General features: G+C 48.1%; 2 protein-coding genes. Both read left to right on the forward strand.

What is annotated here, in order from left to right:
- The first annotated feature begins 4 nt into the window (after window positions 1-4).
- Complete coding sequence (locus HMPREF0240_RS06720) at window positions 5-1,054, forward strand: type IV pilus twitching motility protein PilT (protein WP_009002688.1); 1,050 nt, start codon at window positions 5-7, stop codon at window positions 1,052-1,054.
- 140 nt (window positions 1,055-1,194) lie between these two features.
- Complete coding sequence (locus HMPREF0240_RS06725) at window positions 1,195-13,698, forward strand: prepilin-type N- cleavage/methylation domain protein (RefSeq protein ID WP_009002689.1); 12,504 nt, start codon at window positions 1,195-1,197, stop codon at window positions 13,696-13,698.
- Window positions 13,699-13,731 lie beyond the last annotated feature (33 nt).

Genomic DNA, 13,731 nt, shown 5'->3' on the forward strand with positions numbered 1-13,731 from the left:
AGTTATGCAGGATATAAACAGTATTATATTAATGGCAAGAGAACTGGAGGTTTCGGATGTACATATGTCATCCGGTATGCCTCTGTTATTCCGGATTCACGGGCGCCTGACCCAGGCACCGCTGCAGCCGTCCAAAGAAGAGACGAATGCGATGCTGTATGGGATGCTGAATGAGAAGCAGAAGGAACAACTGAGTGAAGGATATGATATCGACTTTGCGCTTCAGACCTCCGATGGTAACCGGCAGAGGGTTAATGTATTCAGACAGCAGGGAGAGGCGGCAGCCACAATCCGTCTGCTGAACAGCCATATCCCCACCCTGGAAGAACTTCATATGCCAAAAAAACTGTACGAACTTGCAGAGGAGCCGAGAGGCCTGATCCTGGTGACAGGCCCGACCGGAAGCGGTAAGTCTACTACACTTGCGGCCATGATTGAACATATCAACCAGATGAAGCCGGTCCATATCATTACAATCGAGGATCCGGTGGAATATAAGTACGACAGCAAACAGGCACTGATCCATCAGAGAGAAACCGGAAAGGATGTCATCAGCTTTGCATCGGCTCTGAGAAGTGCCCTGCGTGAAGACCCTGATATTATTCTGGTGGGAGAGATGCGTGATTATGAGACCATATCGGCGGCAATGACGGCTGCTGAGACAGGGCATCTGGTCCTGTCAACACTGCATACGACCGGAGCAGCGCAGACCATCGACCGTGTGATTGATGCCTGCCCAAGCGGCAGTCAGAATCAGATTCGGACACAGCTGGCGGGGGTTTTAAAAAGTGTTGTCACCCAGTGTCTGATGCCGACGGCGGACGGACAGGGACGGATAGCGGCCACAGAGATGCTGTTGGGGACAGACGCGGTGTGCAACCTGATCAGGGAAAATAAAACCCATCAGATGGGCAGTGTTATGCAGGCGGGAAATGCAAGCGGCATGCATACGCTGAATATGGACCTGGTGCGTCTGGTATCACAGGGAAGGATTACCAGGGAAACGGCTTCGCAGTATACGAATGACAAGAGGGACCTGGAGCAGTACTGGTAAAGTAAAGATAAGATCAGCAGAGCAGTTTACAGATTCAGGAGCGGAAGCATATTGGGTTCTGGAACGGTTAAGTATCAGATAAACAATGACGGGAGTTGTATGGGAGCGGCGGAATAATTAATAGTAATGGAAGTGGGTATATGCAGGAACGAAGGAAGGCCGGGAATTGTAAAAAGGGATATACGACAGTGGAACTGGTTGTAGTAACGGTGATTATGCTGATACTTGCCGGTACCCTTGTCGTGAGCCTGGTGACATGGTATCGTAATGCGCAGTTCAGAAAACAAAATGAATATGCGCAGACGATTTTTTCTGCTGCCCAGAACCGGCTTTCCGAGTACAGCTATTCCGGCTATCTGAGCAAACTGGAGAGCCTGATGGAAGACAACGGGGCGAAGAGTATTGATGAAGAACTGGAAAATGGCGAGCTGATTGGAAACGATGGGAAAAAGTACAGGCTGGATGAAGTTTGGTACGAGTCGCAGGGAAAAGGAACAAAGGCAAAAAAATATCAGAGCACAATCTACTCACTGATTGGAACGCCGGATGACTACAAGGCATATAAGAGCGGCAGCTGGGCGGGAAGCTTAACAAAGGAACAGAAACTGACCAATGCGCTCTATCAGATGCTGGAAACATACATATATGATACATCGATATTCAGCGGCGGCACGGTCTGCGTAGAATTTTCTGCATCGGACGGACAGGTGTTTGCGGCTATGTACAGTGATAAGCAGAAAGATTTTGTGTACAAAACCCCGGATCCAAAGGCAGAGAAAACGATTGATATACGTGACCGTGAGTATTCCAGGAGAAAGGGCGTTATGCTGGGGTATTACGGCGTTGACACGATGGCGAAAGCAACCAGCCCCAATGCAGAGAAACCTGTTATAAGTGAAGTGCGCCTGAACAATGCAGATACGCTGAACCTGTCCTTCCGGCTGACAAAGGCGGAAGAGGCATGGAACCAGCTGACTTATCAGCTGGATATCTATAATGCTGCCTCCAACAATCTGGACCTTACGATTATGCTGAATGCGCAGGAGGGAGCGGAAAACGGAAAGTATATGTGGCCTGATGCCTATAATCAGAAAAAGCAGGTTCTGGGCACGGTCACAAGGTACTGGTATGATAAAAAGGGAAAAAGCACCGCTAAGACACTGGGTGAATATAAATTTTATCTATATGTAGAGGAAAATGGAACGGTACATCTTGTTCTGGATGCTGCTGACCTGGATGCAACAACACAGACCTATATTGAAAGCTATGACGGAAACGGGATTGGTACAGAATCTTACAGCAGGCCATCTTATCCCGGTATGGGCGGGGCAGCAGAAGAAATGAGTGACGGCTGCAGCTTCCACCGGTTTGGGCTGAGTGCGGAAAAGATCTACTGTAAGATAAAAGGAAGCGGCACAGGCTACAAACCTACTGCACTAAAGAAAAGCAATACGGCAGACGTCTATTATGGAGATGAAAGCACGTCGGTGACCAGGGAGGACGAGACAACCTGGCGCTATGAGATTGCCAATGCCCGCCATCTCTTTAACATGCGCTACATAGAGGATATCGACACCAAATATGCAGGATTGTTCAAAGGGAATGAACAGGAGCTGAAGGAATATGCTTATAATGTACCGGAGAAAATCACCTGGCTTCTGACTAAGGATATAGACTGGAAGACGCTGGCAAAGAGTAAGCTCCTGTTCCGCGGAGGTACGGTGGAGGAAACGAACACAGACTTCCCGTCCATCTGCAGTCTTCGGGAGGACTCCGTTTTTGAGACAAAGGGGTATACCTCTAAAAACTGGAGGCTGGAAAAGGATAACCATACAATCAAGGGGCTGACGGTTACCTCGCAGACAAATGACTCCTTAAAGTTAAAAGGTTCGGGAAAGGAAATTACTTCGACAGGATTGTTTCTTGAAAACCGGGGAGTTATCCGGGGGATCAGCCTGGATTCCATTGTTGTATCAGGAATCAGCAATGTAGGTGCATTCTGCGGAATTAACAGCGGCAGCCTGGAGAATCTTGCAGTGAAAAGTTCGTCGGACTCCAGTGGTATTTCAGGAAAGCAGAAGTTAGACAGCAGCAATTCCTATATTGGCGGGGAAAATGTGGGTGGAATCTTTGGAGCGCAGGACGGGAAAACTGCGGCGAAAAAGCAGGACTTCCAGAAACTGCTGAACCGTGCCAGCGTGACAGGTACCAGATTTGTCGGCGGAATTATGGGGCGTCTGACCGGAGATAAAAAATCAGAAATAACAGTGAGTGGCTGCCAGAATTATGGTGCTGTTTCAGGAAAAAGTGAGAGCGGGAACGTACAGCCCATGTTCATCGGAGGAATCGTTGGATATGCGGAGAACAAAACCGAAAATACGGATAATTTTGTGATCGAGGACTGCACAAGTTCTCCGCAGTATGAATCAGAAACTGTGGACGAGATTATTGCCGGCATCGAGAGTGAAGAGGGCAGATTAAAGGGAATCTATGTAGGCGGAATCGCAGGCTACAATCAGTGGTGTGACATCAAAAACTGTTCCACTGAGAATGAAAGCAGCCGCCGGCAGGGATATATTTTCGGTGATCAGTATGTGGGAGGAATTGTCGGATTTAACTCCGGCCCGGCCAGCGGGATTGAAGGCAGCAGCCGGGTCAATGAGGCCCATGTTGTCGGCAATACATATGTAGGCGGGATAGTAGGCTGCAATGCAGGGACGGTCAGAGACAGAGCCGGCAATTATGTAGATGCCGAAGGCATTGTGTTTGCGGATGTAGCCGATGGAATCCATGTGGTGGAACCCCGGAAAGAACGTTCTCTGGAGGTGAAAATCAGCGGCTGGATCAACAAAGGTATCATTGTGGCTACAGGAAACTATGCAGGCGGAATCACGGGATTTAATGCGGGCTGGATCTTCGGGTGCAACAGCGATGTGGCAAATCGTGCAGAGGAGGATTCCCTCAGTGAGGTAACCAACCTGAGCGGGGATTACGCAGGGGGAATTGCGGGGTACAATAACGGGATTATTGGAAACACAGAAAGAGGGTTGGACGGCAAAGCAACAGGTGCCAGTGGAGACGCTTTATCGGCGATTTGTTATATTTCCGGGCATAATTATGTAGGCGGAATTGTCGGGTATAATGATGTGAATGCGCTGGTGGAGGATTACGAGCTTGCCGGCGGTTATATCAATGCGTCCGGAAATTTTGCGGGCGGCTATGCCGGACTGAACGCTTCTGTCAGTCTGCTGCAATATACATATGATACGGCGACCGATACCCATGGGGCAGGCAGTGCAGGAAAGCTGGTATCAAAACCCAATGCGGTGGAAGGTACATACTTTGTGGGCGGGATCATCGGAGGCAATCTGGTGTGTGCGGATTCCACGATTCAGACCGTATTCCAGACCGATAATTTTCTGGGAAACATAGATGCAAAGGCTTATGCGGGAGGCTTTATCGGATACAATGCACTTCTTACTGCGGGCGGTGACCAGAAGGAGAAGGTGAGGGCATATCAGGAGGGCCTGAATACTAAGGCGGGCGAGAATGCTGATATAACATACAATTTTGCGGAAGCGGTATCTGGCGATTTTGCATACTATCCAGGTACAGGGCTGGTAATCTCCGGTTATGAAGAAGGCGTGACCAGCAGCAAATTCGGCGGAGTGAGCGCAGAAGTTTTTGTCGGCGGCGTGCTTGGTTACAGCAAAGAAATTAATATTCTGACGATTCAAAATGTAGAGAACCTGACACCTGTGACAGCAAGCGGAATCATTATGGAAAGTGTGGCACGGGAGCAGAACGGCCGGGAAGCGGCAGCAGATTTTGGGTATGCGTATGCCGGGGGAATTATCGGAAAAGTAGGAAGCAGAACAGAACTGATTAACTGCAGAAACCGTGATGTGGGTGATGTTACGGCAACGGGCGGGGCAACCTATACAGGTGCACTCTGTGAAATCAATATTGGTATTATCCAAAACTGTCAGGCAGCCAGTATCGGTGACAACAGCAAGGACATGGTCGGTGGAATCTGCGGGGTCAATCTGGGAGTTATAATCGATTGCGAGATTAACAACAGTACAGTTACCGGGCGTGATAATGTTGGAGGAATTGCAGCTGAAAACTTCGGCCTTATCCATAATACAAAACTGGGACCCGTCAGAATATTGTCCACAGGAAGGAATGCCGGGGCTATAGCAGGATATAACGGGCGGTTTTCCGGGCATGAGGGAAGAGTAGCAGTTGAGAAGACAGAATCACTTGATGGCGGTGCAGTAAACGTTTCCGGAAATATAAATGTGGGTGGACTGATTGGAAAAAATGAAGGCATGTTAACTGCGCCATCCTTCGGAAAAGCTGTGTTCAGGGGATTCGTAAACGGTACGGAAAACGTAGGCGGTATTGTGGGTGAAAACAGTGCTGATTTGTCTTCCTTTGACAACCGTTCTGTAATAGCCGCAGGTAATGGAAATGCCGGCGGAATTATCGGCAAAAATACAGGAAGTTATTCCGTATCTAATTGTGATAACTATGGAACAGTTACGGCTGTTTCAGGATATGCCGGTGGTATTGTGGCGGAGAACAGTGGTACGATTAAATTCTGTACAAACAGGGGAAACATTTCATCGTCAGCAGGAAGCGCAGGAGGTGTCACCGGAAATAATACAGGTAATATCGATACCTGTACAGTTACAGGCGGCCTTCGCGTCAGCATTACGGCGCTGAATAACGTGGGCGGAATCAGCGGATCAAACAGCGGGACAATTCAGGAGTGTACCATAGACCAGACATCTGTCACAAACACTTCCAAAAGCACGAAAGAGAGTCTTGCAGGAGGAATTGCGGGTAAAAACAGCGGTATCATTCTGCTTGCAGGAGGTAAGCTCCAAAACTCAGAAGTGATCACCTGTGCGAACGGCAGCAGTGCAGGCGGAGTCGTGGGAGAAAACTCCGGCGGTGGAAAAATATCAGGCCAGACAGGTCCGGAAACTTCGGTACAGATAAAAAATGTTGATCTGAAGACAGCGTCTGCTGTATCCTACTGCAGTCTCGGCGGCGTTGCGGGAAGGCAGTCGGGAACAGACAGTTTAATCGAACACTGTGAAGTCGTGGATGCAGAGATTGGCACCATAGCATTACTTGGCAGTACAGATATGGGTTATGGAGGAATTGCGGGAACGAATGAGGGAACTCTATCCGGCTGTTCCTTTGACGGAACCGTACAGGTTGGCGGAAATGGAAGCAATATTGCAAATGCAGGAGGTATTACCGGAAAGAATATGGCCGGCGGTTTGATTGAACATTGCTATATTGGTGTGGATAAAAATAAGAGTAATACCATTATCCGGTCAGGAGTAAGCAACAAAGAAAACCAGGTGTATACCGCATATCTCGGAGGGATTGCGGGCTGGAATTACGGGACGATCCGGGAGTGCGACAACGATGGTGAAACAGGAGCAAAGGAATCTACTGATTCAGTACTCATCAGCGGAAACGGCGGCATCGCAGGCGGTATTGCGGGCAGGAATGAAGCCGGAGCCGTAGTGACAGGCACCGGGGCAGAAAAGCTGTCCACTGGAAAAAACTGGTCTGTTCAGCACTATTATTATATTAATGACTCCGGTACCGGCGGCATCTGCGGATGGTCCGGCTCAGGAAGCAGCATGAGCTATGTGGAGAATCACGCAAGCGTAGCTAATCTGAGCGGAATAAAAGACAGTACTGCCGTAGGAGGAATGATTGGCCGTTTAGAAAATCAGGAAAACAACACTTTCACAATGGAGAATTGTCTGAATACAGGAAAGATTGATGGACCTTCTAATACCGGTGGATTTGTTGGAAGATGGAAATATAACGGCGGAACAATCAAAAACTCTTCTAATACAGGAAAGATTGGCACGGAATCCAGTTCTCTTGTTACGGGAGGAATCATAGGGTCTATTTATGACCTGACGGATTATGCTGGAATCACAGTCACAGGCTGTACCAATCAGGGAGAGATAAAAGGGCAGTATGCAGCAGGTCTTGTAGGAAGACCAGCAGTATGTAATACTTCAAATCAGGTTATATTCAGCGATTGTATCAATACGGGGAAGGTGACCGCGACCACAGCAGGAGCAGGAATTATGACCGGCAGCAGCAGTGAATTCACAAGGACCTCATTCTATCAGTGCAGAAATTACGGGTCAGGGACAAAGTTTTATGGAATAGTCAATTATAATAACGGACTGGTCAGAATGCAGGATTGCTTTGATGTTTCAGGGGCGGGACTGCTTCAGAAGACATCAGATTCCGATAAAGCCAGGATTGTGAATTCCTACTATTACACAAAAGAGATTGAGGCAGGCATGACTAAGGAAGAGGCTGAGGCGGCGGTTGAAGCGGCCAGGGCCAGGGTTGATGATGCGGAAAAATTGCAAAAGCCTGCTAAAGAAGCTGTTAATAGTATCAACAACGCAGGATATGGGGACGCAGTTTATTATAATTCTGATGCAGAAAAGAACTTTAGTAGTTTGGTGATAAAGGACAGCGGAGCTTTTACGGACATGTTTGACGGAAAGACAGGGAACGGAAATGGATGCCAGGTACGTCCTGAAAATGGCGGTGATATTAAAGTGGGCAATCCGCTGATCATGAAGTTTACTCTGGCAAAGACGGCACTTTCCTATGATGAAAATGAGGAAATAAAGGAACTGGAATATCCTTCCCTTAAGTCCTTTGGCGTCTGCTGGGGGGCGAACTCCAGCGGTTCATGGACCAGATACTATATTTATACAGTTTCCTATACGGCAGCGGATGGTACGACAAAATATCTGAAGGCAAAAGAATCAAATCAGGATAAGAACATTATAACAGCAGCATTTAACAATGGTACAACGGTTAAAGCCTATAAAAACTGGGGAGACAGTGTGTGCCAGGCAGAGACTACAGAAGATCCCGATAAGGCAACCAGATTTATTACATTTGGATTAAACTATAATAACTCCGGTGCGGCAGATAAATCATGTGGAAGATTTGAACTGGATACCAGAGATGTGATCAGTGATATTACATTCCAGGCAGACTATGTTGCTACATATCAGGGTGATGTATCTTCATTATATAAAGAAAATACAAACAGTATAAGCGGAACCGGATACAGTACAGCAGGCACAGTCTGCGAATTTGTGGCAAGCACTGTCCTGCCAGGGGAGGAGCTGACAGCATCAGACGGAAAAGTGCTGGATGTTTCCAAACCGGTTGATGCAGAGGCAAATGCGAAGTGGGAAGAGGCAACTTCCGCTTATGAAGCAGCAAAGAAAAACCTGGAATCTGCTGTTGAGGCTTGGGAACAGGCAAAGGCAGATCTTAAAACCATCAGTAATGGCGGCAGCATCGGGGATGAGGAACAGGCACCGGAGGATGACCCGGGCAAATCAGGATCTTCCATGTATGCATCAAAAACAGAGGAGACAGAGTACCAGCCGTCATACTATAATCTGAGGTCCGGGAGTACGGTTACTCCAAATTTCCTGGAAGCTGCAAAGATTCCTTCTTTAACGGCAAGAAATGCAGGGAGAAAGCTTGAAGCGGTCAATTATTCTGCACTGGATAAAAAGAAGGACGGCAGTGCCTACACTCTGGTGGAGCAGTATTATCTGGATGCATATAATCTGAAGATGGATGCAAAGGAACCGGAGTTTGCGGTAATCAATGCCGGCGGCAAGACAACGCTGAAGATAAAGGAGGTATCCGGAGCATATGGATACCAGGTCTGCTATCAGTCGAAAGGAAAAGACAATCTCAGTGCCCCTCTCTTTGTTCTGAATACAGTTACTTCACTGGAAAACGGACAGGGCTATGTAGAGTACGAGATACCACAGGATTCCGAGTGGTTTGGCCGCGAATATACATTCTACGTCAGGGCAGTCAACGGGACTGCGTATATGAAATACTATGATGCAGAAGAAAAATTTCAGGATACGGAAGGGCAGTACAGAGCGCCGAACGATTCCAATCCGGAGTTTGACGGTCAGTTCCAAGCTTCCAATGTTTCAAAATGGAACGGCAAAACGATGCTGCTGTCCAAACCGCAGAGTTCGCCGAAAGTGCATCTGGAACTGGTTTACCAGGAGGGCAGCAAGTCATTCGGCTGGAAAGCAGTATTAGAGAACCCGGAAGATTTTGAGCAGGGAACAGTGATTCCTGTTTACATGTCTGCCGTTCCAAAAGATCAGGTGGCATCGGATAGAAATAAGCAGGCAACTATCACGGTACAGGAGAACGGGATATACACGGTGGATACTATAATCACCAATTTTGAAAACACCAGAAGAGATAACATCAATTTTGCTGTAAAGGCGCTTGCAATAGAAGGCAGTGTATCTGAATCCGTTTTAGTCATGTATCAGTCAGCATTCTACGGAATCAATACGTTGATGGGCAGCAGTCTGTATACGGTGGCCTGGAATGGATTTTATGGAAATACACCCGACGGCCTGAACTATCAGATTGGAAAGAAGCCGGATGGATCAAGTGTGGATTTATACATAGAGTCGGATATGGTGGTGCAGGATTATCTGGAATATGGGGACGGCACTAAAATTGATGTTTCCGTTTCAAATGGACAGTCCCATATCACAACCACAGGAGGCGCAGCGAAGATCACTGCACTGGCGGATCTGCCTTCAGATCTTCTGGAGGAATACGGCCAGTATACGGTACAGACTTATCCATGGCAGAACCAATGGTACATCTGCCAGTATGGGCATATTGTGAAGCTTAACGGGAAACAGAACATCACAAAAGAAGAACTGCTCACGCTGAAAGATGCAGACAGAAACAATGAAGCGGTCATCAACAGCATGACAAAGAAGCTGAATCCCGGCTATATGGTGCGTCTGGAGAAAGATGGCACTTACACAGTCATTTACAGTGTGCTGCTGGCTCACAGTGATACTTATACGAATCAGGTGAAGCAAAACGTGCTAAAAGTTCATGAAAATGTGGACAATACACAGCGTGATTATATCAGTCAGTCCGCGAATACAGATAAGATTCCGATCCAGCCTAATCCGGTTATTTCCGTGGGTGATTATGGTGTGCAGCCGCTTGGTAATGGAGCTGCTTATACATTTAAATGGGATCAGGGAGCACTGCAGTCTGGTGCAGAGTATATTCTGCAGCTGTACGGACACACAGAGTCAGGGAACCGGACATTGCTGGCATCACAAAATATTGTGCAGGCAAATGAGTTCACCTTTAAAGACAGTGACGGAAGCTGGAATTATTCCAGGATGACGCTGCGGGTAACGCGGAAAGGCACGCCAACGGTGGATGCGGCCGCACGGTCGCAGAAACTTCCGTTCTACACGGAGCACACATTCGAAGTGAAGCTGGCACTGGAACAGATCGCCATGCCGACCGTACAGCTTTGTAAAACTGAAGCCGGTACGGCGGATAAGGACAACATGTATTATGATGTCAAGTGGACAGGAATTGCCGATGAGGGTGCAGTGAGTATCATGGAACATCTGTCAGGTTATGCCGTTACAATAGAACGCAGCCGGGACGATCAGGTCTGCAGTAAGTACAGCAGTGACGATGTGGAAGCTATAAAAAAGGATTTAACAGAAGACGGCTATGCAGAGTCTGTCGATGAGGCAGCGGGTACGGTCATATACAGCAGGAAAATAGAGAATTCAGACGAGGATATCTATCGCGATGCCTCCAGCGTGGAAAAGACGGTAGTCGTGTCAGAGATTGGGGATGGTTCCTATGATGTAACACGCAGAGAGATCTGGACATTTTTATCTCTGAGCGAGGCGGAAAAAGTTTCCTCTGCCGCATTGGAGCGCAGTGTGGACCTGAGTGAATTTACAGGCGGCATGACAATCAATGTCTCTGTAAAAGCGCTGGCGGAAAAAGATTCTGTCATGTACAAAGACGGTCCGGCCGGTGTCGTGCGTGAGATGAAACTGCCGGTAAGACTGGCTGTGCCGGGGGTTAAGGATCTTACTATGACAGAAGCATACAGCACCGAAGAGTATATGACCATAGATGACATGAATGAAGACGGGCTGCGTCTCAAGATGGATGGAAGCGGCTATGGCGCGGTAAACGGCAGGTATGAACTGAGACTGTTATTCTACGAGGCCGGCGCAGTTGGCACAGACGGGGTACTGATACAGGGTGCAGAACCGAAATATGAGATGAAAGATACGATCACTATGGGCGGCAGCCTGGCGGAAGGAACATATAACCTGCATGGTACAGAGATAGATGTTACGGATGCCAGTGGAGAGAACGTTAAAATCAAGCTTTCCGACTGTGCCGGAATGTATATGGCGGCAGCAGTCCGCGCAGTTTCCGACAGCCAGATCAGTTCCTGGTGGTCTTACGAAGACAGACACAGTAAGAGCTATATCCAGTTCAGGATACCCCGTGTACAGAATGATGTTCCTGAACTTACAATGTCCAAAACAAGTGTCATATATTCGGAAGAAGACCATGCGGAGGGCATTACTGCTGGACCGGATGACAACAGAGCAGAACAGACAACACTGACCTGCACTGTGGAGGAATATGCAGAGCATTATCTGCTGCAGATCATACATAATTCCCAGAACAGCAGACTGGCAGCAGGATATGATACACTGCTGGAGATGGACTGGATCTATGCAGTCAGGGATGGAGAAAAGTTCCATATTTATGTGTTGTCCTCAGACGCAGGTGAGATGGAGGGACTTGGAGAGAAGCCGGCGGATTCTTATCTGCCGGATGCAAACCTGGCCAATGCAAGATATTTGGGCGACCTGCCGGTTGACGGCGGCAGCCTGGATCTGCCGTATACGCTGCAGGTCAAAACAACAGAGGGAACTGTATTTACCGCAGTGTCCTACCTGAAATGCCGGACATCCGCAGAAGGAAAACAGGAATTCATTCTTGTGCTGGCAGACCCTGTAACAGTAAACGGTGCGGCAGCCGCCGAAGAAACCAGGACATCACAGGTGATGGCAAAGGGAGTTTCAGGAAATACAGAGCGGCATGAAGACTCCAACTTTAGAAGCTGGTACCGCAGGACAGATGAAGTTACAGAGATTGCAGACACAACGGGTCCGGTTGAGGGCCAGGATGCGGCAGCCTCTTTGTCGGCAAGAGATAAGGCGGGCCTGGAAGTAAATAGCAGTGATGCCCGGATGAGGCATTTTATTTACAAGCTGACAGACGAAGCCGGTGAAATACGGTATATCAGTGCATATGCCAAGTCAGAAGGAAATACAACAAATTCACTGCTGCTGCCTGAAAACGGGCAGTACCAGATTGCAGACGGAAAGCTGACCAATACAGAGGTCATGGCGATTGAGCCGGATGGTAAGGGGATCAGTGACTGGACTGCGGTTGATGTTTCAGTAAATGAAGTATCAAAACTCAAACATAATGTCATTGCACAGGATGGTAAAAATATCAGCGTGGAAGCGGAGCATCCGCAAATCAGGATGAATACCTGGCCAGATGCGGCTGATTACACGGCGGAGATCGCAGGAACATCCCGGGCGGCGCAGATCTATATGCTGCAGTTTACAAAAGGAAAAGAAGTTTATTATCATGTATTTTATAAGGATACGTCGGGCGCGGATCTTTCGGCCGGCTATCCGCTCCAGGGTTCCGAAAAGGGAGATGACAAATATGCAGAGGTGGATCATACTATGATCATCCCGGCAGCCGCAGGAGAATACTACCCGTCATGCGGCGCTTACGATGAAAATGTCTACTATCTGGGAGATATTGGAGAAGGAAAGACTATCGGACTGCCCTGGAAGCTGGAAACGGTGGATAACGGCAGTACACTGGATACTTATGGTCAGCTGACACAAAGCGGAACCACATTGATCCTGACGCTTCCGGATATGGACAGAATCATATCTGACAATTTTGCACAAAACGGGGATACCAGGCAGATTACATTCCTGGCCTGCGATGCAGAAACCGGTGAGGGCGGAGCAAGTATGTCCAGCTGGTACCGCGGCGATTCAGGAAATATGCTGAAGCAGAGTTACAGGAATCAGAAGTCATGCAGTGCATCATGGCAGGAATCTGATTCCGGCATTCATATTCAATACAGAAATACCGATGACGGTTTTGAATATACTGCAGATTTCGCGGCGGTGTGGAATGCAGAAGAAAAGAAGTACACGGTGAATGAGACGGGGGCCATCGAAAATTATGGAATCCTGTTCCGGTTTGAATATGAAGATGGCAGTGTGCAGCTGAAATATGCTTCTGATGAGGCGAAGAGCTTTACACTGGCGGATCCTGAAAATGTGAAATCCGTCAAAATCAAAGTGGCGGACTGGTCTGGAAATGGATGGACAGACTGGGCAGATCCTGTAAACCTCAGTCTGACATCCGACGAAGTACAGCATGCGGAGGAAGCATCAGAAGATGACACCAATGCTGCCAAAAATGAGAACAGAACCGGCCATCAGGACCAGAACATTCCGGAGGAAAACGGGAATGAAGATGCCGGACAGAAGACAGGGCAGGATGCGGAAAATGCAGGAAATACCGGAACTACAGGAAACTCAGAGAGTCAGGGGAAACCGGACAACAGCCAGACAGAAACAGATAAAGAAGCAGCAGAAAGCGTGCAGATCCCATGATAGGCAGCATGAAAAGAAAGGAGGCGCAAAAAG

This window comes from Clostridium sp. D5, from assembly GCF_000190355.1.
In the GTDB taxonomy this organism is placed as follows: domain Bacteria; phylum Bacillota; class Clostridia; order Lachnospirales; family Lachnospiraceae; genus Faecalicatena; species Faecalicatena fissicatena_A.

Coding starts and splice junctions, on each gene's coding strand:
- HMPREF0240_RS06720 (WP_009002688.1), top strand. CDS start 5: ATGCAGGATATAAACAGTATTATATTAATGGCAAGAGAACTGGAGGTT.
- HMPREF0240_RS06725 (WP_009002689.1), top strand. CDS start 1,195: ATGCAGGAACGAAGGAAGGCCGGGAATTGTAAAAAGGGATATACGACA.